Source organism: Maribellus maritimus (genome assembly GCF_022267315.1).
GTDB classification, from domain to species: Bacteria; Bacteroidota; Bacteroidia; order Bacteroidales; family Prolixibacteraceae; genus Draconibacterium; species Draconibacterium maritimum.
Genome location: NZ_JAIKLE010000015.1, coordinates 68430 through 95427, shown reverse-complemented (window position 1 = coordinate 95427; position 26998 = coordinate 68430). Strand labels below are relative to the sequence as shown.

The following is a 26998-nucleotide window of genomic DNA, read 5'->3' as shown; positions in this document are numbered from 1 at the left end:
TTCAATTATATAAAGCCAGGATTCGGAGCAAAGTCCCTTGTGACAATTCACTAATTCCAAACGACTTGGAATAAACGTTAATATTATAGGTATCACCAGAACAAAAATCAATGGCTCCGGACTTCCGAATATAATGCTTTAACGTATTAAGGACACCTTCTTTTGTATATTCATCTCTATTTATCAGACATTTACCATACATTATCATTGTTGTCGCAGAAGAATCAAATTCGGTGGAAGTTCCAGGAAATTGCGAATAAACTTGCTTATATTTTATTTCGTCAAGAGTTTTGATGACGCTTTCTATTGTATGTGATATCTCTACATATATTTGCATCAGCTCCTGATTCCTATAAAAATTACTTGCTGCAAGCATAAACCACCCTATTCCTCGTCCCCAATTATTTGGACCAAGAGATATGTTGTTAGTTAAATTAATAGCATGAAACGGCAAGAACGTTTTTTGATCTAGACCAAACCGAACATAAAAACTAAGCTCAGAAAACGATAATTTAAGTGCCTCTTTATTATTAAAAAGCATTCCATATTCACACAAAAATGGACAAATCATTCCTAAAACATCCACCGGCAATTGATCACTAGGCTTATCCTCATTAAATCTGTACAATATAATCTGCATATCATTTCTAACTATAATCTGGGAACTCAATTTTGAATATATAGAATCTGCTGCTACCTTGTACTTGGAATCGCCAAAATATTCATATAATCTCAATGCAGCTAAACCTATTGGAGCCTGATCTACAAATTGAAAATCAAAGGATAAGCCTTTATCATTAATATAATATTTGTCAAACTGCTCCTTTACCTTTTCGATTAAAACCGAATCATTTTTACTAATCGAATACTCAACTAACCCAAGTGCAAGGAAAGCTCGCGGGTAGTAATATATTTTCGTTTTTCTGTCTACTTTTATGTTTTTTATTTTTGAAAGAAAATTCGTTTGTTTTTTCCATGGCATTTTTAAACGAGAAGAAGCAAACATTTGCAGAGCTTTCTGAACCACTGCTTCTTCAATCACATTTATCTCTTCTGTTTTGAAGTATTCATGATGGCTAAATTTTTTATCCAAAGTAGGTAAAATATCAATTGCAAATAATAGGATAGTGATAATCACAGAAAACACAGCAATTATACTTAGGACAAGGCTTAAAAGTTTTTTCATTTTTGGAGATTTAAGGTTAACAAATATATCATAAATATCTTTATTTATATTAAAAACCCTCTCCATTTAGAACAAATGACAATAATAAAATATTTAACACACACTAAAATTACAATAAACAGTCCTTTCTCTTTCAACAATAATACTAACAGCTATGCTTTTTGAATTATTCTATTTCAATCAAAGTGTCATTGTTCCCCAACCAAAACTTATAGAGGCTTCTTGCTTTTTTAATTAAAACGTTATGTTGTTCTTTATTGCGAAACGGAACAAAATTGTCAAGGAGCAATGACGTCATTAATCCGATTTTCTATTTAGGCCTAAAAAACAGACATAAATAATATACTGTAGTGCGTAAACTTTTGTACAACCTAACGTTCAACTTCTCGTTCGGAATAAAACAAAAAGGTACCGCAATACTAAAAAAAATTCTTCTTACCTTTGTATTCCAATTAAAGAAGAAGAGAAAACAGATGATTTTAAAAGAACAGGTAAAAGACATTACAGAGCGCCGGGATGCGCTGAGGAGGCATCTTTGACTACGATGCAAAACTAATTCAGCTACAGGAAGAAGAACTCAAAACACAGGACCCGGATTTCTGGAATAATCCAAAGGAAGCCGAAGCCCAAATGAAAAAAATCCGCGCGATAAAAGTGTGGACTGACGGGTACAAAGAGGTAAACCAGGCGATTGAAGATTTTCTGGTTTTATATGAATTTTTCGAGGAGGAAGAAGCGACCGAAGAAGAAACCGATAAAGCATTTGCATACACCCTCGAAAAAATAGAAGAACTTGAAGCCAAAAATATGCTTCGGAACGAAGAGGATCGTTTGGGGGCCGTTTTAAAAATAAATGCCGGTGCCGGCGGAACTGAAAGCAACGACTGGGCTGATATGCTTTTTCGCATGTACACCCGTTGGGCGGAGCAAAATGGCTACAAACTCAAAATTTCGGATATGCAGCCCGGTGATGAAGTAGGGGTAAAAAGCTGCACACTCGAAATTGAAGGCGATTATGCTTACGGATATTTAAAAAGCGAAAACGGTGTTCACAGGCTTGTCCGGCTTTCTCCGTTTAATGCCCAAAATAAACGTATGACTTCATTTACATCAGTGTATGTCGCCCCGTTAATCGACGACAGCATTGAAATTGAAGTTAATCCGGCAGACATTACCTGGGATACTTTTCGAAGTGGCGGCGCAGGCGGGCAGAATGTAAATAAAGTGGAAACAGGCGTACGTTTACGACATGCACCGTCGGGAATTATTATTGAAAATACAGAAAGCCGCTCGCAATTGGGGAATAAGGAGAATGCCCTTCGTTTGTTAAAATCACAACTTTACGAATTGGAACTTCGTAAACGCCGAGAAAAAACCATGGAAATTGAGTCGCAAAAAAAGAAAATTGAATGGGGCTCTCAAATCCGATCGTATGTTTTGCAACCCTACAAAATGGTGAAAGATATACGCACCAGTTATGAAACCGGAAATATAGATGCCGTTTTGGACGGTGAACTTGAAGGGTTTATAAAAGCCTATCTTATGCAATTTGGAGGAGATTAGTTTTATAAATCTCTTTTTTGTTTGAAATTTCATCAGGTTTTCTGATATTCGAAAAGTTACCAATAAGTTTTATAAAAATGTATTCAGATCAGCATTTCACAAACAGGGAAATAAGTTGGCTTTCGTTTAATGAGCGGGTTTTACAGGAAGCTGAGGATCCGAATACACCCTTATTTGAACGCATCCGGTTTATCGGTATTTTCTCAAACAATCTTGATGAGTTTTTCAGGGTACGTGTGGCGACTGTCCGCAGAATGGTCGATTTGGGAAAAGATGAAGAAAATTTACTTGGAAATTACACTCCAAGGGATTTGCATGATAAAATTCAGGAAATTGTTATTTCTCAGCAAAACAAGGTTCAGGAGATTTTCAAAAATATCTTTGAAGAACTCAGGGAAAATAATATCTTCCTTATAAACGAAAAAGAACTCAACCATGCGCATGGTGTTTTTGTAAAAAAATATTTTTACGAAACAGTGCTCCCCAACCTTGTTCCGATAATGCTGAACAAAAAAAATAAGTTTCCCTACTTACGCGACCGCTCAGCATACCTGGCCGTTAAACTTTCCCAAAAATCAGACCCGGAGGATTACGCTTATTCTCTGATTCGGATACCCGGCAGATCGGTGCCGCGGTTTCTTGTATTACCCAAAAACGGCAAAAAGAAATATGTGATAATGCTCGACGATGTCATCCGGTTTTGTTTGAATGATTTATTTTTCTATTTCGATTATGATGTTCATGAAGCTTACACCATAAAAATCACAAGGGATGCAGAACTTGATATCGACGATGATATCTCGAAAAGTTTTATGGAAAAAATGAGCCACAGTCTCAAAAAAAGAAAAACCGGCAAACCTGTACGTCTGCTTTACGATCGTGAAATGCCCGATGATCTGAGAAATTTTATTTTCAAAAAGATAAAAATTGATGCTGAAGAAAATGCCATTCCCGGTGGGCGGTACCATAACCATAAGGATTTTATGGAATTTCCGGAAATTGGAAAGAAAAAACACTATTATCCGAAGCTGCCACCTTTCCTGCATAAAGATTTACGCCCCAATACAAGTGTTCTGAAAATTATTCGCAGGAAAGATGTGATGTTACATTATCCTTACCAGACATTTAATCATTTTATCGATTTTTTGCGCGAGGCTGCAATTGACCCGCAGGTAAAGGAAATTGGAATTACAATCTACCGTGTGGCATCTAATTCGAAAGTAGTTAATGCACTTTTGAATGCAATCCGGAACGGAAAAGCAGTTACCGTTGTAATTGAGCTCCAGGCGCGTTTTGATGAAGAGGCTAACATTTTCTGGTCAAATAAGCTGCAGGAAGAAGGAGCCAATGTAATTAACGGAGTACCCGGAATGAAAGTACACAGTAAACTGGCCTGGGTAAAACGTAAAGAAAATAACACATACAAAAACTACGCATACATTGGTACCGGCAATTTTCATGAAGGAACTGCACGGGTTTACGCTGACGACGGGCTAATGACATCAGATCCCCGGCTGGCTGATGAAGTGGAAAAAGTGTTTGAGTTTTTTAAACACAACTACAAACAATTCAACTACAAACATCTGATTGTAAGCCCATTTTACATGCGCGATTTTTTCAACGAATGTATCGATCGTGAAATCGAACTCGCCCGAAAAGGGAAAAAAGCCTGGATGATTTTAAAAATGAACAGCCTGATCGCCCCACGCATGATGAAAAAATTGTATCAGGCAAACCAGGAAGGAGTAAAGATTCAATTGATTGTACGTGGTATCTTTGGTATGCAGGTGGGAATAAAAGGGCTGAGTGAAAACATTTCAGCAATAAGTATAGTTGACAAATATCTGGAGCATTCGCGTATTTTTTTGTTTGGAAATGGCGGGAACGAAAGAATGTTTATTTCTTCGGCCGACTGGATGCCACGAAACCTGAACAGGAGAATTGAAGTAGCCTGTCCGATTTATGATAAAGAGATTAAAGCAGAACTAAAGGAAATGCTTCAAATTCAGTTGAAAGACAATGTAAAAGCCCGTATTCTGGACCCGGAATTATTAAATAAATACAATACAGGAACTCCCGGAAAAAAATACCGTGCACAGGAAGACTATTATAATTTTATAAAAAGCAAACACCATATCGTCATGAAAATATATCATAATCCACGCTGTGCGAAAAGTCGGGCTGGGCTAAAATACCTGGAAGAAAAGGGATACGATATTGAAATAAAAAAATACCTCATCGATGGACTTACTGAAGGAGAGTTAAAAGAAATTATTTCGAAAACCGGAGAAAAACCAGTCACCTTTGTTCGCACACAAGAAAAAGAATACAAGGAAAACTACAAAGGCAAAAATCTTTCGGATGAGGAATGGATAAAAGTGCTGGCTGAATACCCGAGATTGCTTCAACGTCCGATTGTAGTGAATGGCAACAAAGCTGTTTTGGCAAATCCTCCCGAAAATGTCGAGGAAATAATTTAATTGATTTGCAGCCGCCCCTGCAATCCTTTAATTTCCGCTTCCAACTTGCTGCGCCGCTTAATCGCTTCTGAAAGTGCCAGTGCATCACGAACGGCTTCCTTGTCATAGGTTTCAAGAATAATGTAATAGTATTCTTTCCCAAGGAAAACTGCTTTCAGGCGCCGGTCAACATTACCGGATATGAACTCCAGTACGTCGTTGTATTTGCCATTCCGGTACGACACCTTTTCCCATTTTAGCTCCATAAAATCGCTGTGGTGGTTGTTTACATCTCCCAGAGGAATGGTATCTGTTTTGGCATCATCACCCTGATCGTACACCCGCAGCGCTACATGGTTCAACCAATGATCTCCGTAATAATTGCTACTTAAGTAAATTTCTCCCCGCTCATCAAGATGAACCTGAATATACGAACGATCCCAGGCGCGTTCAAAAGTTTGGCGTTTATGAATGTATTGTGTGTACCTGTCGAATTGTGTCTTTTCTTTTTTAAATCCTTTTTCCAGAGCAACTATTTGTACTTTTACCGAATCCAGTTCAGCTTCCTTTTTTCGAAGCAAATCAAAACCAACTTCACTTGCCAGATTCTTAGCAGCATTGGCAGAGTACATCGCTTCAGGATATAATTTAGGAATACTGTCTAAGTGAAGCAAAGCACTGGCGGTGTCATTTTTCTCCAGTAGCGATTTTGCCAGGTTAAGTTTCACCCTTGCTTTTTCTTCATCCGATGGCCCGCATGCAACAAAAACAGCAAGTAAAAAAAGTGTGATAACAGGAAATTTAAACCTCATTTTTTATTGTTTTGCACAAAATTACTATTTTATCTGAATAACGAAACAAAGGCTACAATGATTACTAATTCGGTCACTTTTTTTAAAAAACAGTCGGTTGAACCGCTCAGCGAATCACACAAATTAATCGTTGCGAGTTGGAAAATCAGCAACCCAAACAACATGGGGCATATTATTCGAATGGGACATAACCTAGGTGCGGAAAAGGTTCTTTTTATCGATGATAAGATTCAAAAACGCGAATCAAAAATCAGAAAAACAGCAGGTTTTTCTTTTGAACAACAACCCTGGGAAATTATAAACGAAGAAGAATTCTCATCCGTAATTTCCGGCGGGTATCAATTTGTTGTTTTGGAGACCTGTGAAAATTCCAAAAATATTTTCGAAGTTGAACTTCCTGAAAAAATGATTTTACTGGGCGGAAATGAATCTCATGGTTTACCTGAAAACGTTATTAATAAAAGTGAACTCCAAATTTATATTCCAATGCCCGGCGGTTGTAAATCGATGAATATTTCGCATGCATTAAGCGTTGCGTCATTTGAATGGTATAGACAGAACTTTAAGAAATAGGTGCTTTCTTCCTAAATTATGGTAAACAGAGGCTTTATTTCATGGAATATTTCTAAATTTAAAACAAAATAACGCGCCATGATCACCTTAACCCAATTGGAATACATTGTTGCGGTTGATACTTACCGACATTTTGGAAAGGCAGCCGAACACTGTTTTATTACTCAACCCACTCTTTCCATGCAAATTAAAAAACTGGAAGAAGATTTGGAGATAATTATTTTTGACCGAAGCAAACAACCTCTCATACCAACCGATGTAGGCCAGCGAATTATTGAACAGGCGCGAGTGGTTCTGAAACAAACCGATGAAATAAATAATATTGTTAAGGACCATAAAAACCAGGTATCCGGGTTATTGCGAGTGGGTATAATTCCAACGCTAGCACCTTATCTTTTGCCCATTTTTATCGGAAAATACAAAAAAAAATATCCCAATATTTTTATAAAAGTTGTGGAGCAAACAACTGAAAATATTGTAGAACTCCTTAATAAAGATTTAATTGACGTTGGAATTCTGGTTACTCCTTTGAAAGAGGACAAAATCAACGAAAAACCAATTTTCTACGAAGAAATGCTGATTTATGCCAACGCTGGTCATAAACTTCATAAACAAAAAGAAATTACATTAAAAGACATAGCAACACCTGAAATTTGGTTGCTGAGCGACGGACATTGCTTCCGCGACCAGGTAATTAATCTTTGTTCATTTTTAGGAACCACTGACAGTAAACTTCCTTTCCATTTTGAAGCCGGCTCGCTGGAAACGCTAATGAATATTGTGGACAGAGAAGGCGGAATAACGTTGATTCCTGAATTGGCTAAAGACGGAATGTCGCCACAACGGGCTAATAATGTAAAGTCGTTTACTAATTTCAAACCTTTGCGTGAAGTAAGTCTGGTTTATTCAAGGCATTTTGCAAAACATAAACTTATCAACCTGCTTTGGCGTGAAATAAGGGAAGATATTCCCGTTGAACTTCAGGATGACAAACGGGGAACAATAGTGGAGTGGAAATAGAACTCACTTTTTAACAAAAACCACTTTCCCCTGATCCATTTTATACATTTGGTTTAAAAACGACCGGAAATTTTCATATTTCTCTGCCGGCCAGTGTCCTTTGTTCATAATTACCTTTCGCACATACACCAAACTGCTCTTATCAATTTTAACACAAATACTGTATTCACCGAATTCAGTTTTAAGAGAAGTGTCGTCCATCGAAGATTCCAAAACAAAATCGTCGGGAATAGTATAAGTAACAGAATCAATATCGGTATATGCAAATTCTCTTTCAAATGGAAATTTTCGGTCTCTTACTCTTTTTGGTGGCCTGGAAAACGAATTCAGAAGATTTGGTTTTAAAAACATCCTTGTTCCCGAAACCGTTGAATAAGAGGGCAAAAACAGATCCAACTCTTCCTCTACTACCGGTGAATTTTGATCTTTTCCCTGAACCCTGAAAAAATTTAATTTCGGAGAATTGAAATCCATATTTTTCAAATACCATTTTTGTTGCTCTTCTTTACTTTCGGTCAGAATAAAATTCCGATTACCATACTGCAAACCCGAAAACTCTGTTGACACCATGGCTTTTGCATTTCCTTCGCTATCCAATTTCACTTCGGCTTTCCTTATTTGCAGATTTACATCTTTGTCCAGCAAAGGTGTTTTTACTAGCTTCCCCCCTTGTTCGGTAACCAAAAGTACGTATCTGTCGTTATTGCCGGTGCCGATATAACCAAAAGGATACTCCTGACTTGTGCATTCCAGCCAGGTTGTATCGCTTTCAAAAGGAACACAAACAATTACATGGTTTGCCTGCCCCATGGATGGGAAATCGGGAAACTTTATCTTTGAATCTCCATTTCCGATTACGGAATATATTGAATGAATACCAGCTATTTTTAAAAGAGCAATCATATAATTCGATAGCGCTTTACAGTCTCCATAACCGACTTCGTCAACAACCAACGCCGGGAAAGGTTGCCAACCCCCGATTCCTAACTGAATACTGATATAACGTGTCTTATTTTGAAAGTATTCATAAATCAACCGGGCTTTTTCTTTGTCGTTTGTTGAATTCCTGATAAGTTCCAAAATTTCATTTTTTGTCTTCTCTGAAACTTCCTGTCTTCCTTCAATCAAATTCCATTTCCATTGTCCAAAACTACCCCAACTTTTAAACTCTCCGAAAGTATTTTCAAATTCAAATTTTTCAGGAGTGCTCCACAACACAGGAAAAATTTCAGTGACCGAAGGAGAATAAGGCTCCCTTTCCAGAGCTTTTTTGTTGATGATTCTCCAATGATACACAGTAGAATTCTCTTTTCCCTCCGACTCAGGATTCTGTGGTAAATTGACCGGTTTAAAATTTATTTTCTGATGACCTTCTGAAATAATTGTAAACACCGATTTTTCAACGGAAACCTTATAAGTGGGAATGGGCATCCACCGGTTTATACTAACAATTCCGTCATATACAATCTCATAATCAGAAACAATAGTATAAGGATAAGAATGATGTAAACCGTCAAAACTCAAATAACGGTCATCCTGAAAAAGTGTATAACTTCCAACCAAACTATTATCTGTAATATCATTTTTTTTTATTTTTCTTATCCGTTCTCCATGCTCATCCAAAACTTCACCGGAAAAAGAAGTGACTTTGCTATTCCTATCGTACAGAACATACATTTCTGTTAATCCTTCGGCGTGTTCGTTTAAAATAGTAATTACTTTATGTCGCTTCAAAACAGCTTTTCCCGGGCTTATCAAATGATAAGAAATACTGTCGTAGCGAATTACAGCGTTGGCATTTTCCATCAAAGAATCCGAGATTAATAAAGCCTCGAACAAAACCTCATTAGCCTTACCAACAATAAAAGATAAAAAAAGCAGCAAAAAGGGAATAACTTTCATATTGGGTCAGATTAAATTTTCTTCAAAACAATTTGCTCATTTTGCTTATCCACAAGCAGCCTGAAAAACTCTTTAAGACTCTTGTATTGCTGGGGGAGAAATATTGAATTGGAGATAGTTAACGACTGGTTAAAAATAATTCTGTTTCCCATCTGTTGAATACTATAAAGAAATTTTCCTGCATTGTCGGGCAATCCCATCGTTATATTTTCAGGAATACTTTCAACCGTCCAATTTTCGGGCACAGTAAACGAAAATGTTAATTTGTTATTTAACGGATAAGCAAAATCTACCGGGTATTTTCGTTCTTCAAGCTTAAACGGATTCTCATCGAATTTCTCAAACAAGCACGGATTAAAGTACATCATGTCTCCGGCAACGGTAGTTTTATCGCTAACAGCTCCAATTATTTCTTCCTGAAGGTATTCCTCGTATTTATCCAAATTGGTTATCTCGTAATCTTCGACAAAAAATCCGGTATGGTCTTTTTCAAAATTCTCAATAATTTCATCTTTGTCCATATCCAGGCTCTGTCGCCGGTCGAAAGCAAGATATCCGTTGCGCCTATTATTTAGTTTTACATCCAGTTCCCCATCTTCATTGATGGAGATTTCTCCAAAGGCGGTATGCGTCGAGTAACTTTTTGAACTCAAATCAAGCCACTCAAATTTTCCATCATCAAAAACCAAAAGACCTTTATCGTTTATGCACCTTTCAGGAATTAATCCAAAGGGGATTTCTTTTTCGGTGGCATCAAGCAAATAAGTTTCACTATCAATTTTTACTGCTGCTATCAGATAATTGAGTGACGATAATGAAGGGTGAAAGAAAAGTAATTTTCCGGCATATCTCGTTTTAAGTAAAACCGGGTGCACTTCTATGCCGGCAGCGTCAAGAAGATTAATCAGCATCATATTAATATCACCGCTGGTTCCTACACCTTCTTTAAAAACCTGTTTTACGTTGCTGCAGAATTTGGTATATCCTTTATTCCACGTAGCCGAATTCTTCACGTATTTAAAAATCTTTTTTGATTTCTCCATATTTGATAGTCCATCCAACCCCAATTCTGCAACAATATCTTTGGCTGCTTTAACAGCTTTTAGTTGTTTTCCAAAGTCCTCATCCTCCATCAGGCTTCTCCCAATTTCTTCCCATGTAGTTGTATATGTTTTTATTGGCTGATTCGGGAATCTCGTAGACTGTAATTCAAAAATAATAGCTGAGGTGTAATTTTCTATCGCATCAATATATGCTTCACTTTTAAAAGCAGGAATATCTTTTGATGCAAAAATCTCAGAATGGCAAATAAAATCAATCTGGCCGTTGCTGTATTGATGAGATACTCCGCTAAAACCTCCATTCATTTGTCTGGTAACCGTATTAAAAATAATTTTATCATTTTTCGATACACTTTCCTGGGCATATAAAGGGACGTAGCCCTTCATTTCCTTACTATAATTAAAATATTCCGGAATATTGGTCTCCAGAATGCTCCATCTCGACGGGATTTCGTACTGAAACCTCCACATAGGTAGATTCCACAAAAAATCGGATGTTATGGAATATTCAACTTCAATCACAGAACCCTCCACAACATTAGGCATTGTAAAGCTTACATTACTCCAGTTCTCATCTTCCTCTTCTGTAAAAATATCCTTTTTATCCAGGTCGGTCTCTCTTACTTTCCCTTCTTCGAGGTTATAAGTTACTGCCTTTATTTTAGTGACCTTTTCCTCTGCCCGACTCGATGTCGCTTCATAAACAGGTATTTTAAAGCTTGCATAGTCATAAGCCGATTTTGTCAAAATTTTGATCGCACAATGCCTGGTAAATTTTATCTGAAAACCTATTGATTGATTATACTCAATGCGTGATTCACCAACATCAAAAAGAAAAAAAGCATGTGCGGAGGTGTCGATATCACATGTAGTAATTTCCAATTCTTCTTTGTCAATTTTTCCAAATTTAAATTTAGGTAGCTCTTGAGCAAGCAAAACGTTTCCGACCATCAAAAAAAACAATAAACTGATGTACTGAGGCTTAGTTATAAACATGATTTTTGGTATTAATATGTTTGGTATTATGATTTTGCTACCGAAAATACTTAATAAAAACGTTATATCAGCACGAACAAAGATGTTTTATATCATTCGGCAAAAACATAACAAAGCCAACAAAGAGATACTCTGAAGTATTATTGAAAAATTCATAACAAAATAAAAATCACACGCATATATATACAGAAAAAGAACCATCAACTTATTACGATTTATTTTTCCTATTAAAAAAAAATAATTACATTTGCGCCGCAATTTGCGGACGTGGCGGAATTGGTAGACGCGCTAGACTTAGGATCTAGTGCCATACGGCGTGGGGGTTCGAGTCCCTTCGTCCGCACAAATAAAAAACCGCCGACCTTCCTTTACAGGTAAGTGTTGGCGGTTATTTACATACAGGCATTTGAATTTAATTTTTATCAATTATGAACATCACCAGGGAAAATATCGACGATGTAAATGCGGTAATTAAAGTTGGGATTGAAAAAGCTGATTACGAAAAAGCTGTTAACGATACGTTAAAAGATTACCGTCAGAAAGCATCTGTTCCCGGATTCAGACCGGGAAAAGTTCCGGCAGGACTTATTAAAAAAAGATTTGGAACTGCGGTTCTTGTAGAAGAGGTAAACAAAGTCCTTTCGCAGAGTTTATCAAAATACCTGGTTGAAGAAAAACTGAATATTCTGGGAGAACCACTTCCAAACGAAGAACAGCAAAAAAGCATCAACTGGGATACAGATGAAGATTTTGAATTTGTTTTTGACATTGCTTTGGCACCGGAAGTTAAAGTTACACTCGACAAAAGAAGTAAATACGACTACTACAAAATCGCTGTTTCAGAAGAAATGATCGACCAACAGGTTGACATGATAGCATCGCAATTGGGACAAAATGTTCCGGTTGAAGAAGTAAAGGATAACAGTTCGGTACGCGGTGATTTTGTTCAGTTGGATGAAAACGGAGAGCCGGTTGAAGATGGAATCCAGCCCACAGGTATTCTTTTGGGAATTGACATGATTAAAGATGAAGAAATCAAAAATGCTTTTGTTGGCCGAAAAAAAGACGACACTTTGGTTTTTGACCCGGTAAAGGCTTTTGACAACCGTCACGAAGTGGGCCACATGTTAAACATAAAACACGAGGAAGCAGACGAACTGAACAGCGAATTTAAGTTTACCATCACCGAAATTCTTCAGTTTGAAAAAGCGGAAATAAACGAGGAGTTATTCAAAAAAGTGTACGGAGAAGAAACAGAAATTAAAACTGTTGAAGATTTCAGAAATAAAATAAAAGAAGAAATAGCAGCCAACCTGGTTTACTCTTCTGATCAGAAATTTACAGTTGACACACGCGACACACTGCTTGAGAAAATAAAAGTTGAACTTCCCGAAACTTTCCTTAAACGATGGCTGATTGCAGCAAACAAGGATAATAAAGACGTTACCGAGGAACAAATCGAAAACGAATTTGAATATTTTATCAAAGATTTGCAATGGCAGTTGATTAAAGATTCTATAATCAAAGAAAACGAGTTAAAAGTTACACCTGAAGAGACCCAGGATTTTGCCAAACAACTGGCGCGTGCACAATACAGTCAGTATGGCATTCACGATGTTCCTGAAGAACAGCTCGAATCGTTCGCAAAAATGATAATGGAGAAACCTGAAGAAAGCGAACGTATTTACAAAAAACTTTATGAAGACAAAGTTATTGAGGTTGTAAAAGAAAAAGTCAATATTCAGGAAAAAGAAGTTTCGCAGGAAGAATTTAATGAAATGATGAAATAAAGTTTGCTGAAACATTCAGCAAAAAACTTTTTTGTAACTTTGTAACCCGTTATTAAAACGAGTATTACAAAGTTATTTTTTTTATATTAGTTTTATTATCATGAAAGATCATAACGAATTTAAAAAATACGCAACAAAACATAAGGGGATAAGCAGTTTAACAATGGAAAGATATTCCTCAATGTACGGGAGTTATATTTCTCCGACAATTATTGAGGAACGTCAGTTAAACGTTGCATCCATGGATGTATTTTCAAGATTAATGATGGACAGGATTATCTTTTTGGGCGTACCGATTGATGATACTGTTGCCAATATTATTCAGGCTCAACTGCTGTTTCTGGAATCGACAGACCCGTCGAAAGACATTCAGATTTATTTTAACACCCCCGGAGGATCAGTACACGCCGGACTTGGAATATACGACACCATGCAATATATAACGGCAGATATAGCAACCATTTGCACAGGAATGGCAGCTTCGATGGGTGCTGTTTTATTAACAGCGGGAACAAAAGGCAAGCGTTCTGCGTTAAAGCATTCAAGAATCATGATTCACCAGCCGATGGGAGGAGCACAAGGACAAGCTTCCGACATTGAAATTACGGCGCGTGAAATATTAAAAATTAAAAAAGAACTATACATGATTATTGCTGAACATTCCGGAAAATCGTATGAACAAGTTGAAAAGGATTCCGACAGGGATTATTGGATGACTTCGGAAGAAGCAGTAAAATACGGAATGATCGACGAAATTTTACTTCGAAATAATTAAAGATGGCAGGTAAAGATAAAATGGATAAGTGTTCCTTTTGCGGCCGCGAGAAAAGAGAAGTTAATCTGCTGATTGCGGGTATTGACGGACATATTTGTGACCGTTGTGCAGAACAAGCACACTCCATTATTCAGGAAGAAATAAAAAAAGACAGTTCTTTTGACCTTGACGGGGCAAAATTACTGAAACCCAAAGAGATTAAAGAATTTCTCGACCAGTATGTGATAGGACAAGACCAGGCAAAAAAAATTCTTTCTGTTTCGGTTTATAACCATTACAAAAGGCTTACTCAACCTTTTGATGATGATGAAACGGAAATAGAAAAATCCAATATTATTCTGGTTGGAGAAACAGGCACAGGAAAAACCTTACTGGCGAGAACCATTGCAAAAATGTTGCACGTGCCATTCACGATTGTAGATGCAACCGTACTGACTGAAGCAGGATACGTTGGCGAAGACATTGAAAGTTTACTTACACGGCTTTTACAGGCCGCCGATTATAATGTTGAAGCAGCTGAACGTGGAATTGTATTTGTTGACGAAATTGATAAAATAGCACGTAAAAGTGATAACCCGTCGATAACCCGTGATGTTTCAGGAGAAGGCGTTCAGCAAGGGCTGTTAAAACTACTGGAAGGGTCAATTGTTAATGTTCCTCCGCAGGGCGGTCGTAAACATCCGGAACAAAAGTTAATACCTGTTGATACAAAAAATATACTGTTTATATGCGGCGGAGCTTTTGATGGTATTGAACGAAAAATCGCAAACCGTTTAAATACAAAAGTAATAGGGTACAGTGCCGCCAAAGAAACAGACAGAATTGAACGTGAAAATCTCTTACAGTATATTTCACCTCAGGATTTAAAATCATTTGGATTAATACCCGAAATTATTGGACGCTTGCCTGTTTTGGTTCATCTGGATCCACTTGATGCAGAAGCTTTACGAAGAATTTTAACTGAGCCTAAAAACTCGGTTATAAAACAATACAAAAAATTATTCCAGATTGATGACATTAAACTCGAGTTTGAGGAAGATGCTTTACATTTTATAGTTGAAAAAGCAGTTGAATTCAAACTGGGAGCCAGAGGATTGCGTTCGATTTGTGAAAGCATTATGAATGATGCAATGTTTGACTCTCCCTCGGAAAAGATAGATGTGCTTACGATCTCGAAAGAATATGCCGAGGAAAAGTTACTCCGCTCAAGTCAACGCTTAAAAGCCGGATAGAAATATTTCAAATAATAATATAAAAAGGAGTCAAGTTTTGGCTCCTTTTTTGCTTTTAAGCAAAACGGGATGAAAAATCACCCCGTCTTCAATTAGAAATCAACTTATGAATAAACCCGAACTTAAATCAATGTACCATTATTCTGCCTGATTCCATCCGAATAAGATACTCAACCTATTCGACATACAAATTAGCTGCATCGTGACAAGAAGGACTTGTTTCAAAATCAGGAAAATAGCGACCTAGAATCTCATACAAATCCGGATCGTATTTTTTCATATCATCCCGTGTATTTACCCAATTGTGTTTTCCGTCAGGCTGTTTCACTTCGGCATTTACATTAAACCAGTTTTGTACTCCTTCAGCCCAATATTCCCATATATTGGTTGCGGCGTATGTATTTTTGTATTTCCCCTGCGCTATAGCTGCATCAAGTTTTTCCTGCAACAAACCGTTAAAAGCGGAATCGATGGGCATAATTCCAACGCCATGAATGGTGTGAGAAAACTCGTGAATTAAAATATCCTCAGCGTGGTATTTATCAATCTGATAGCAAAGCAAGTTTTCTTCAGCACATGTGGTCAAAGGCAAATGTACTGTTCCTCCTAACCCTCTCGCACGTACATCCCAATTTAAAGTGGTATCGTTAACCAAATAAGCGTGTTCCGGAATATCGGTGGTTCCTTCATAACGTGCCATAATTCCCACTCTTGTTTTCAGCTTAACCATTTGATTTAACACCGGCTCTGGGAGCCCATCGGTCATAAAATCAACTATCGCGCAAGCTACTACAAATGCAGAATCAGGTACCCGGTGAGAACTCATTACATGAATGCCGTTCACATTAGCATATTTTTTATAAAAAGGATCTAAATTCAATTCTTCAGGAGGTGCAGAAATCAAATATTCTCCATCGCTATTTCTATTTTTTTCAACTCGAGTATTGGCCAGCAGTTCTAACGGCAGAAAGCTTGCTGCAAAAATTACCAACAGGAAATTTGCTATTTTTTTTAAGACAGATTTCTTCATTTTTTGTATTGAATGTATTTTATTTCGGTACAGTATTCCAGTCAGGAGTCTTTTTGTTTAACAGATTTTGTATAAAAAAATCGCGCCGTTTTTGCTCGCCATATTCACCTCCCAAAGTATGATTTACTCCGGGAAGAACAACGAGTTCAAAATCCTTTTTTGCTTTAATCAGTGCATCGGCCACCTGCATAGTAGAAGCCGGGTCGACATTATCATCCACCTCTCCAACAATCAATAAAAGACGGCCTTGCAGATTTTCTGCATTTACTACATTGGAACATTCTTCATACTGAGGGCCAATCGGGTAGCCCATCCATTGTTCGTTCCACCACATTTTGTCCATTCGGTTGTCATGGCATCCACAGGAAGCAGCACCTGCTTTATAAAAATCAGGATAAAAAAGTAAACCCGCCAATGCATTTTGTCCGCCTGCTGAGCCTCCAAAAATACCAACACGACCAATATCCATGTATTTGTATTTCTTTGCCGCAGCTTTCATCCAAAGAATGCGATCGGGAAAACCTGCATCTTTCAGGTTCTTCCAGCAAACATCGTGAAAAGCCTTCGAACGGTTAGAGGTTCCCATTCCGTCCATTTGAACAATGATAAATCCCAATTCGGCTAGTCCCGAAAACGTATAACTGACAGGTCGGAAATTTTTCTGGACAAACGAACTTTGCGGCCCCGCATAAATGTATTCTATAACCGGGTAAGACTTATTTTTATCAAAATTTGTTGGACGATAAATATTTCCCCATATATCTGTTTTGCCATCGCGCCCTTTTGCGACAAAAGGCTCCGGTGCAATCCATCCCTTTTCTTTCAAGTCATCAATATCCGCTTTTTCCAGTTCCAAAACTACTTGGCCATCCTCGGCACTGCGCAAGACGGTCACAGGTGGAACTTCAACCGTTGAATAGGTATCCGTAAAATAATCGAAGTTTTTTGAGAAGGTGACATCATGCTCCATTTTCTCAGGAGTCAGGTCTAGTAGTCCGCTGCCATCAAAATTAATTTTGTAACAATGTTTAAAATAGGGATCTTCATCGTCGTTTTTGCCAGAACCATAAAAATAAATTGTCTTGTTCTTTTTATCCACATGCAATACATCTCGAACCACCCATTCTCCTTTTGTTATCTGATTTTTTAGTTTGCCTGTATTCGAATCAAACAGATACAAATGATTCCAACCATCGCGTTCCGAAGCCCAAATTATTTCGTTGCTGTCTTCCAAATCGTACCGATAGCGCTTACCGCTGTAATCGATAAAGGTTTTGCTTGTTTCGTCAATGACAACTTGTATTCTCCCGGTTTCTGCATCTACTTTTACGATTTGATAAACCTGATGCCCCCGTTGATTGTATTCAAAAGTAAAAGCCGAGCCTGTTTTATTCCATTTAGGATTGGAAAGACTATACTGAAATTCAAAAGCTTTGCTATCTACCGGAATTTGTTTTAAACTCTCCACATCGAACAAAGATGGATGTTTAATGGGGAGGGCATCACCAGGTTTCAAATAATTTCGTTTGTGTAACTCAGGTTGAAGTTGTGAATCGGGGGCTGATTCTACAAAAAATATCTCACGCGGCTCATTTTTTCGAACCTTATTAACAGCTAGTTTTTTAGAATCAGGAGACCAGAAAAAATAGGATGAATAGTAATCGCCCGGCGAACCATCGAAACTTAACTGATGTGTTTTACCACCTTTACCTTTTACATAAACATTGTAATTTTTGATAAAAGCCGTCCAAACACTATCCGGAGAAGGTACCGGATCGTTCCCCAGCTCATCAAAAGAACCTCCCCAGTATCCCCGACGTTTCCGTGGTTTTATAAGTGAATCTTTCTGAAGCGTATAATCTCTTGTGTTGAATGTCCAGAAAGCATTATCATACGAAAATTGCAAACTGTTTTTCCGGGTTCCCGGTTTTAAATCGCCCAGACGAAGGGACTGCTTTGTTTCTTTTTTATCAAGAAGTTTGTTAATTGCTTCAACCAGCCGTTCCGTATCAAATGCCGATTTTTTGGTTTTCTTTTGAGCATCTGCAAATGTATATTCCACCCCGTTTCTGGTTTTGGTTGCGTACCACAGAATTTGAGTAGAATCGACCCAATTTACATTTGAAATCTGGTTATAAACAAGATTCGACAGTTTCATTACCGAATCAGCGTGTGCATAGTCTTCTTCTGTTACCTGAGCATGTGCTTCTAAAACAAAAAAAAGTACAAAACTTAAAATAATACGTGACATTGAACTATTCATTTTTTTTCTAGTTAAGATTTACTTTTAATGGCGAATCCTGTAACTTGATTTCATAAAGATTCCGCGCGTTTTTTGAGTACGATTCTGGTTTTGGTTCACTATCTCCATAACTTTCAATTTTCAAATAGGCTTTGGGTGTAAAGTCATTTGCTTCTTTTAATTCGAAACTCACTTCTCCGTTATTTTGATTATAGAAAACCGACTCAAATTCTCCCGCTTCAAGTGTTAGCCATAATTTTAGCGGCGAAATAAAAACACGTGATTTTGCTGCAGTAGTCAGTTCTACATTAACAACACCATTATCTACATTTATATTTCCGCCAAAAGCAAGCCAACCAAACTCTTCGTCATGCGTAATAAAAGTTGAAGAATTCACTGCATAACCGTAAAAACCGGGTCCGTAATCACCCGAAATGCCATCATTTTTTAAAGTTGAAGGAAATGAGTGAAAAGCACAAGGAGCAAATCCATCCTGTGTTATATTTGAAAGTGTTCCTAAAACTCCTCCGTAACCGACGCGGAGTAGATATAAATTGTCGGGATTCTCCCGGTATTCCTTCAAAACCGGGATGGCATTCAGTCCTGACCCGTAATGGTGAATCTGTCGTTCCACCCGAGAAAGCTTTCCTCCATACAGAAAATCCCAGTACCGCCGGGCATTACCATTGTATGCCCAATGCGGAATGGTTGGCATATATGCCAAAATTGCTTTTAGAGTTGTTTCTGCCTTATCATCCAGACCAAAATAATCCGACCACATGTAAACTTCTTCCTGCCCGGTGGAATCCCAGGGCATTTCACTTCCAAAAGGATAATTAAGCGTAGCCCAATGATCGGCACGCTCTTTCATTTTTCCTTCCAGTTTGCGCGCATATTCCCATAATCCTTCCGTTTTTAAATCTTCCAGAATGTGAATAAATACAGAGCCTTCCATTTGTCCAAACTGAGCATAATAAGGTGCCAGTTCTACCATGGCCATTGACGTTTGATATGCGTTTAACAAATACCAATCCCAGTTTTTCTGTGTAACCAAACCTTCATAATTCCGGGATAACCTGTACATTACCCAATGCGCTGCTGCAACATGGGGGTAATTGTACGAACGCCCTACCGACATGGCATGTTCTTTATCCCAGGCTGCCCAGGTTCCAAAATTAACATCGCTACTGTAAGTGCCGGCCGGCATAGAGTCGGGCTGATAATAAAACATACTTTTCCTTACTCCATATTTTAATTTGCCTTCGTTGTACTGAATTCCTCCCCACAAAGTTTGCTGAATAAAATTTTCCAGTTTGGCAACCTCCTTCTTATTGGGTTCCACAAACTGTTTCATTATGGCATTTAGCCAGGCTCCGGAACCACCTTCATCACCAAGGCCACAAATCCAGGCCCTGCTATTTTGTGTAACCTTTTGTTTTGTTTCATAATCATATGTAATCACAGACGGAGAACGATCAAAAAGATCATTTTGCTTGTCAAACCACTGTTCTGTTGTGAGGAAATGACCGTTATCAGCAACCACCTGCTCTTCCGATTTAATTACCTTATAATTTATTGTTTGCTGCAGCCCGTCGGCATAGACAACCGTTAATCTTGCTCTACCCCACTTCAAACCATTTATTGTATACTTCTGCCATCCATTTGGCGTATTTTCTTTTTTAGTAATTTTCAGGGCGCCGTCCGGTTCAATCTGAATCTTCTTTACTTTTCTATCATACTTCAAAAATAAATCTGCGTTAACATCCTGTGGCAAAACATAGCCTGGAATACCGACGGCAACAGGTCGCTTGTTTTCAGCTAATGTTTTCTCTATTTTCTGTACCGAATCGGCCAACAAAAATTTCACCCCGCAAGAATGAGTTTTACCTGGCTTTAAAATTAAAGAGGTGGGTTCGTTCCATGGTGTTGCATCTTTCCATTCAGTTTCAGCATATGCTTTCGAATGAATCATCCATTCATGAAATCCTTCAAAAGTAATTCCGCGCCGGGTTGGATCATCGAGTAATGGGTTGTATGCCTCAAAAGGAGAATCTCCGTATGGTACCACCAGTAAAACCGGCCCGCTGCCTTTTAACCGAATTACTTGTAAATACCCGGCATCTTTGCCGATATAAGGATCAAAAAATACATTTTCCGAATGCGCTTCGTCAAGCGATTTTCCACTGAGGTTATTATTAAAAATCATTGGTATTCCCAACGCCCCGATTTCAAGTGTTTTTTTTGAGATATTTTTGAATTCAAAACGGAGAACAATATTCCCGTCGTGATTTTCCCAGTAACGATTTATTTTTACTGGCGTATTTTCAGGGAAAAGTGGAGAAAGATCGGAAGCTGCCAAAACATACTCATCACTTGAGGCAATTTCCCTCACATCTTTTCTTGAAGCAGCTGATGAGTAACTGCTCCATTCTTTATCTCCAGGCGCTTTCAGTTTGAAATTAATGTCACCCAAATGATAAAAACCAGCTTTCTTTCTTCGTGAAAGGAGGTTTCCTGGTGTAAAATCGAAATCAGGCTCAGATGCCGGGTGCAATCCCAAAACTGTTTGTGACGATTTCAACAACTCGATATTAAATTCAGGAGTAGAAAATTTTACCGAGCCCATCTCGAGGTTAAGTGAATCTGATGCCGGAATCTGAAGTGTGGCAATCAAAGCCGCAGACGGTGAGAAACTCCAGCTTAACATCCAACACAATAACATTACAACCATATTTCTAGATTTCATTATCGTTTCTTTTTATTATTTCCATTTAATTCCCAATGGTTTTGTTTCTTTTAATACGGAATAAATTTCATTTTGTAAAAAAGCCTTATCATAAAGCTGCACTCTCGAAATATATCCTGTGAAATTCTCGGAGGGATCTCCAGATGCTCCTATCAAAATTTCATCAGCTTTTACAAACAAGCTAATTGGTATTTGTGTGTCTAATTTTCCATCTACGAAAACCGACTCCAACATACCGTCGAAGGTAACAAGAATATGATGCCACCGTCCTTTTTGAGGAATATTTTTATAAGGAAGATCAACAGCTCCATCGCCATGAGCCATAGCTCCATAATTTCCCTTTCCGTACATCAACGCAGCATAAGACGATTGCAGCATATTTTCGCGGGTGTTCCACGCCACCACACATTCACCCTGGCCGATTTCAGGATTATAAACCCATGTACTAACTGTAAAAGGAGAATTCCAGTCCAGACTTTTGGGAGCTGTTTTATCCAGTTTCAAAAAGCTCTTTCCGTCAAAATAAAACGCTTTTACCTTTTGAATTTCTTTAATCTCAGGATTTCCTTCAAATATAAACTCTCCTTTCAAAGCCCCGGAATTTGATAAATTGCTATCCGGTTTCCCTTGCGGAAAAGTCTCTGCATTCAAATCAACCAACAACGAATTTGTGCTTTCTATGCAACCTTCGTTTAGTATTTCCTTATTCTGATACGAAGGAACTTCAAAAGTATCGTCATAAATTTTAATATTCCAAACAGCAGGAAACATGCCTGACTTTTCTGTCCCGGTAACTGTCAGTTTTACAAAACGGCTTTTTGTCGTTTTATCATCAATCATTGGAGAACCACTTCTTCTGTTTGCTGTTTTGTCGGCAAAAATTTCCCAGTTAGTCCCGTCAACTGAAACTTCAATTTTATATTGATAATAAAAAGTGGGGTATTCAAACTGAGTAGCGATTCGTTCTATCTTTTCTGTTTTTCCCAAATCGATGGTTAACGTTTGAGGCAGTTTTGCCGATGCGGCTTTCCACATGGTTCCGTTGTTGTTATCCACGGCATATTCCGGTACATATTCAAAATCGACAGGAGCACCTGTGTATCGTGTTGCCATCGATTTCAGATGATAATACGACGAGGCAGAAACGCTTGCCTCTACAGCCAGGTCTTTCGCCGAAACGGAACCTTTTCCAAGATAACCGATACCGGAATGCGTGGGAGTAATTTTTTCAATGGTATGACTGCCGGGAAAATATAATTTATCGACGCACACCTGACGGAATTCGCCTCCTGTACTGTGCGGATTGTCATGGCGGTGATACAAAATATAATAATCATCACCTTCTTTTAAAATGGAATGGTGCCCTGGACCATCAATTGTACCATCCTCGTTGCTAACCAGTAAGGGATTGTTTTTGCCATATACAAATGGCCCTTCCGGACTGTTTGACCAGGCGTAATGAACAGAGTAGCTACTCAAGCGGCAATCACCTGCTGAATACATCAGAAAGTAAGTGCTGTCACGCTTTATCATGTACGCAGCTTCAAAGGCTTCCGGAATTTGCTCTATAGGGATAAAACCTTCCTTTGCAATGGCAAAATTATCTGGATTAAATTTCACCCAGCCCATCCCGCCAAAAGACGTACACCATGTTCCGAAATAGGAATACAAATCGCCGTTGTCGTCGTTGAAAAATTGTGCATCCAGAGCAGGCAGATGTTCTCTTGACGTTCCTACCGGAATAACAGCCTCACCATCTTGAATAGGTTTCCACGGCCCCATTGGTGAGTCGGAAACATAACCATAGATATTACACCCAAACTGGCAGTTTCCCATAAAATAATAGTAATGTCCATCGCGACCCTCAACAACATCGGGCGCCCAGCAATTGGTGAGTCCTTCCGGTAATTCAATATCCATTTCATAGTTGTACCAGTTTACAAAATCTTTGCTTATCCATATTTGCGGCTCACCGGAAGCCAGTTTAATACCATCGGTTGTTGCATAAAGATAATATGTATCACCAAACTTTTTAATGGTTGGATCGGCAAAATATCCGGGGAGTAATGGATTGCTTTTTGAGGAAGAAGCATTTTCACTTCGCCCGCATGAGTAATTCAGCGTAGCAAAAGCAATTAACAACAAAAGTATGTGGTTATTTCTTTTTAGCAATGACGCTATAGCAGTCCTTGTCATTTTTCAACTTTTTACTCAAAATTAATTAACATATTCCATCTCTGCTTTCTGATAAAAGAAATTTACCTGAGTTCAGAAAAATACTTAACTCATTCGTAAAATTTGATATTCATTTACATTCCCATCTACGAATACTTAATATAAATCAGTCCTTTCGTTTCTATGTAGACAAAGTCTATTTCTTCTTATCTATATTATCCTCTCAAAAATATGCCATGATTAAAACGGAAATTGTTTTCGGTATGCGCTTCATCCAGCGTCTTATAGGTATGATTACTGTTGAAAATTTCATCGTTCCCATTCCAATATCAATAGAATCAGATTGAGAGGTATTGGCATTAACATAAAGAGTAATACCTAACAAGAGTAAAAAGAAGGTTTTTCGGTTTCATTATTGCATTATTTTATACGAGTTTCCTTTATCGTACAGGTTTGTAATCTTTATTAACAGAACGGTGTTACATTCAAATTGTCTCTATTTTATTCATAAAAGTTCCACTAAGTCTTTTCCTGACAAATACATTTATCTTATTTAACAATATGAAAGCGTAAAATATGGGCATATTAAATTAGCATAAGCCGGAAATATCCGGCCTATGCACATTCATTTTAATTGATAACTCTCCATTTTGTCAATAACCTTTTCTCTATAAAACAGCTCTATTTATTCTAAAGTAGCTGTTATAACAAAACGAAAATGATTTTCCAGATTCTCGGTATCCCGATATCCTATACTGAAAGTATAACTACTTCCTGCGGCCAAACCAGGAGCCCTGCCAATAAATAAAACATAACCGGTGGGTTTTGTATTTGCATATATATTGAAACCTTCACCTGTATTAGTCCAATTACTAACTTCCCCTTCGGCATTTAACCAGTAACCTGGCGCTTCAGCAGTATAATCACTGGTTTCGTCCCATTCTTCGGTTTCATTATCCACTACATACATGTGAATAGTTCCTTCGGTAGGTGCCCCCGTATCTCCATTGTAATCGAGGTTTGCAAAAAACTCTGTAACGCTCATTCCCATCGTAGTTTGTATGTTTTCAGCATAATCGGCAAAATTAATTCCCGTATTAACGTAGTCTCCTGCAGGGATATTTACACTTACAATTATTACAGCCGGATCGGTTACTGAAAGGTTAAAAGAGAAGCGGACATAATCATCGTAATCAGGTCCATCTAATGCAAAGCCTACGTTAAGGTTAAGTACAATCCCTGCCCTAACGGCTTCATTCATATCGACAATAATACTTTTATTTGCTTTGTCGAGTTCAATACTTGCAGTTTGAGCAGGATCGTCTGCTGAACATAGCCCCCCTGCAGAATTGTAGTACCATCCTGATGAGTTGTTTGTTTTTTCTGCTTTTGTCCAGATGTTCCGGGTAATATTAATGTTATCAAAAACAACGGATCCATCTTCCAGACTGCTTAATACCTGGTCAACCGTCATATTCATCTTTTCCTGAAATACGTCAGCATAATCGTTCAGGTTTAATGTATCTGGTTCAACATAACCTTTCTCAAATTCCATATCAGTTATTACAGTTGCACCAACATCTACCCTTAAATACGGATTCTCATTATCGCCATAAATGTGTTTACTCGTTGCATCTTCTATAACATCGTCGCATGCAGAGAACAAGAAGATGAAACTCGTTATTATGATATATATAAAATTTCGTTTCATAATGATTATTTTTTCAATATAATTACAAGAATATATTATTCACTTGCACTGGAAGAAAAACCTGGATTCTGAACAAGATTACTGTTTCCATCAAGTACTTCCTGGAATATCGGAAAGATATTACAATGAATATCAGTCTCTACTTCTTTTGCATCTTTACAAAACCATGATTTTCCATTATATACATTTTGATTTTTACCGGTTAACCTGAAACGGATTAAATCCTGACGGCGATGATGTTCGGCTACAAATTCCCAGGCAAGATCATCCAGTAAGCCTCCCAATTCAATGTCGTCTCCTCCTTCATGCGTAATAATCCAATTATCTTCTCCTCCCATCGTTCCTTTATTCTCACGGTGGCCGTATTCATAAACGCTCCCTCCTTTTAGCTGGTCAACTGTACGAATTGCTTTGGTCGGGTTATCTTTAAAGGCCCGTTGACGAACCTGTGTTACCAGGTCTGCTGCAATCTGCTGGTCTTCACCCTTGTAGCCACCAAGGCGCAATAAACACTCTGCTTTTATAAACATCGCGTCAGCAAGGCGGAAAAATGGAATATCATCGTAATATGTACCTAAGTCTCCGGAAAGAATCTCGTATTTAATAAGACGCCCTCCTTCAAATGCATAACAGCCAGGGTCATCTGCACTGTGTATTTCTTTTGTATAAATTAATGGTTCTCCTTCCACCATAATCGGATTTCCGCTACGATCATATTGTTGGCCTAATGTCCAGCAATCTGTATAACGACTGTCGTCTTCATCGTAAGTATCGAGGAATTGAGGTAAAACGGTACTGCCTCCTGTGGCCCAACCGTTAAAATCCCATACTGCTCTTCCGGCCGTATGTATCCATTTATTGGCATAATAGTTTCCTCTTGCATAATTTTCTTCCATCGGAATACCAAATATTATTTCCGGATTTACAGATATGTCTAGTTTAAAATTATCCTTATAATTTGGTGCAAGTGAAAATCTTCCACTATTTATTACTTCATTGACTTCATCAATTGCCATTCCGTAATACGAATTATCCGAAAAATCATTAAACCATGCATTGTGGTTTATATACATTTTTGCAAGAAGCATATTAACCGCATAATCGCTCATTTTCCCCATTTTATTATCTTCACCACACTTTCCTTTAATATCGTTTAGTTCATTAGTAATAAAGTCCCAGGTATCCTGAGGCGGTGCCTGAGTTGGTAACCAACCATCAGGATGATTGTATGTAGTATCTAAAGGAACATTACGGAATAAATCAAATAATACATAGTAATACAGTGCTCTGTATGCCCTTAATTGGGCAACAGCTGGCTCGGAACTTCGTACAGCTTCGTCTGCCAGCAAACTATTACAGGCATTGATTCCTGAATAACAATTAATCCATTCAGTATTTAAATGCTTTATTCCTGCATGGAATTCGTGTTTATGGAGAGACACATAATGGGTACCCCATCCGATTTCGATACGAAGCGGTGTACACCATAAATCAGATGATTCACACTGGATATCGCAGTAACCTTCCCAGCCCCAGTAAACATTTCTAAAACTACTGTAAACAGAAGAAAACAAGCTTGCGGCGTCTTTTTCAGAAAAGGTATATTTTTCTGCTGCTAATGTGTCGTAAATTGTTTCTTCAAGATCGGTACATCTTGTAAAAGTTGCTGCCGCCCATAGTCCCAAAAATGATAGCAGAATTAGTTTATATATTTTCGTTTTCATA

Annotated in this window: 17 protein-coding genes and 1 tRNA gene; 8 read left to right on the top strand and 10 right to left on the bottom strand. The window is 37.9% G+C overall.

What is annotated here, in order from left to right; translation table 11 throughout:
* Position 1: 1 nt before the first annotated feature.
* Positions 2 to 1186, bottom strand: coding sequence for a glycoside hydrolase family 88 protein (locus K5G00_RS14580; protein ID WP_238766915.1), 1185 nt, complete (start codon positions 1184 to 1186; stop codon positions 2 to 4).
* A 473-nt stretch (positions 1187 to 1659) separates the two neighbouring features.
* Between K5G00_RS14580 and prfB the strand changes: the two genes are divergently transcribed.
* Positions 1660 to 2749, top strand: a protein-coding gene (prfB, locus tag K5G00_RS14575) for a peptide chain release factor 2 (RefSeq protein WP_394800865.1) whose coding sequence is annotated in 2 segments (ribosomal slippage) — positions 1660 to 1713 and positions 1715 to 2749 — 1089 coding nt in all. Because the reading frame shifts where the segments join, the coding sequence is not laid out codon by codon here.
* Between the two features lie 77 nt (positions 2750 to 2826).
* On the top strand, positions 2827 to 5229 hold the full coding sequence (ppk1, locus tag K5G00_RS14570; RefSeq protein ID WP_238766913.1) for a polyphosphate kinase 1: 2403 nt from the start codon (positions 2827 to 2829) through the stop codon (positions 5227 to 5229).
* Here the strand turns inward: ppk1 and K5G00_RS14565 are convergent.
* Positions 5226 to 6020: a hypothetical protein gene (locus tag K5G00_RS14565; protein WP_238766912.1), complete on the bottom strand. Its 795-nt coding sequence runs from the start codon at positions 6018 to 6020 to the stop codon at positions 5226 to 5228. The genes ppk1 and K5G00_RS14565 overlap by 4 nt on opposite strands.
* 57 nt (positions 6021 to 6077) lie before the next feature.
* Here K5G00_RS14565 and K5G00_RS14560 point away from each other — a divergent pair, with 57 nt between their 5' ends.
* Positions 6078 to 6593, top strand: coding sequence for a TrmH family RNA methyltransferase (locus tag K5G00_RS14560; RefSeq protein ID WP_238766911.1), 516 nt, complete (start codon positions 6078 to 6080; stop codon positions 6591 to 6593).
* A gap of 78 nt (positions 6594 to 6671) precedes the next feature.
* Positions 6672 to 7613, top strand: a complete 942-nt coding sequence (locus K5G00_RS14555) for a hydrogen peroxide-inducible genes activator (protein ID WP_158867468.1) — start codon at positions 6672 to 6674, stop codon at positions 7611 to 7613.
* Positions 7614 to 7616: 3 nt separating this feature from the next.
* On the opposite strand, the gene K5G00_RS14550 is transcribed toward K5G00_RS14555, so the two are convergent.
* Together K5G00_RS14550 and K5G00_RS14545 are read right to left on the bottom strand one after the other, a co-directional pair.
* Positions 7617 to 9515, bottom strand: a complete 1899-nt coding sequence (locus K5G00_RS14550) for a DUF3857 domain-containing protein (RefSeq protein WP_238766910.1) — start codon at positions 9513 to 9515, stop codon at positions 7617 to 7619.
* An 11-nt stretch (positions 9516 to 9526) separates the two neighbouring features.
* Positions 9527 to 11572: a DUF3858 domain-containing protein gene (locus K5G00_RS14545; RefSeq protein ID WP_238766909.1), complete on the bottom strand. Its 2046-nt coding sequence runs from the start codon at positions 11570 to 11572 to the stop codon at positions 9527 to 9529.
* 261 nt (positions 11573 to 11833) lie between these two features.
* On the opposite strand from K5G00_RS14545, the gene K5G00_RS14540 reads away from it, so the two are divergent.
* The 4 genes from K5G00_RS14540 to clpX all read left to right on the top strand — a co-directional run bounded on the left by K5G00_RS14540 (position 11834) and on the right by clpX (position 15369).
* Positions 11834 to 11915 (top strand) — tRNA-Leu (locus tag K5G00_RS14540).
* Positions 11916 to 12000: 85 nt separating this feature from the next.
* Positions 12001 to 13362 carry a trigger factor gene (tig, locus tag K5G00_RS14535; protein ID WP_238766908.1) on the top strand — a complete coding sequence of 454 codons (1362 nt, stop codon included), beginning with the start codon at positions 12001 to 12003 and terminating at the stop codon, positions 13360 to 13362.
* Positions 13363 to 13462: 100 nt separating this feature from the next.
* Positions 13463 to 14137: an ATP-dependent Clp endopeptidase proteolytic subunit ClpP gene (clpP, locus tag K5G00_RS14530; protein ID WP_238766907.1), complete on the top strand. Its 675-nt coding sequence runs from the start codon at positions 13463 to 13465 to the stop codon at positions 14135 to 14137.
* A 2-nt stretch (positions 14138 to 14139) separates the two neighbouring features.
* Entirely contained in the window at positions 14140 to 15369 is a 1230-nt protein-coding gene (gene clpX / locus K5G00_RS14525) for an ATP-dependent Clp protease ATP-binding subunit ClpX (protein WP_238766906.1), read from the top strand.
* A gap of 175 nt (positions 15370 to 15544) precedes the next feature.
* Here the strand turns inward: clpX and K5G00_RS14520 are convergent, their stop codons facing one another.
* The 6 genes from K5G00_RS14520 to K5G00_RS14495 form a co-directional block, all read right to left on the bottom strand.
* The gene (locus tag K5G00_RS14520) at positions 15545 to 16399 is read right to left on the bottom strand and encodes a hypothetical protein (protein ID WP_238766905.1); all 855 of its coding nucleotides are present in this window, start codon (positions 16397 to 16399) and stop codon (positions 15545 to 15547) included.
* Between the two features lie 19 nt (positions 16400 to 16418).
* A complete protein-coding gene (locus tag K5G00_RS14515; RefSeq protein WP_238766904.1) occupies positions 16419 to 18662 on the bottom strand; it encodes a S9 family peptidase in 2244 nt (747 codons plus the stop codon).
* A gap of 7 nt (positions 18663 to 18669) precedes the next feature.
* Positions 18670 to 21387, bottom strand: a complete 2718-nt coding sequence (locus K5G00_RS14510) for a DUF5695 domain-containing protein (protein WP_238766903.1) — start codon at positions 21385 to 21387, stop codon at positions 18670 to 18672.
* A gap of 15 nt (positions 21388 to 21402) precedes the next feature.
* Positions 21403 to 23583 carry a family 43 glycosylhydrolase gene (locus tag K5G00_RS14505; RefSeq protein ID WP_238766902.1) on the bottom strand — a complete coding sequence of 727 codons (2181 nt, stop codon included), beginning with the start codon at positions 23581 to 23583 and terminating at the stop codon, positions 21403 to 21405.
* Between the two features lie 664 nt (positions 23584 to 24247).
* Complete coding sequence (locus K5G00_RS14500) at positions 24248 to 25273, bottom strand: DUF4859 domain-containing protein (RefSeq protein ID WP_238766901.1); 1026 nt, start codon at positions 25271 to 25273, stop codon at positions 24248 to 24250.
* Between the two features lie 35 nt (positions 25274 to 25308).
* A complete protein-coding gene (locus K5G00_RS14495; RefSeq protein WP_238766900.1) occupies positions 25309 to 26997 on the bottom strand; it encodes a RagB/SusD family nutrient uptake outer membrane protein in 1689 nt (562 codons plus the stop codon).
* Between the last annotated feature and the right edge of the window lies 1 nt (position 26998).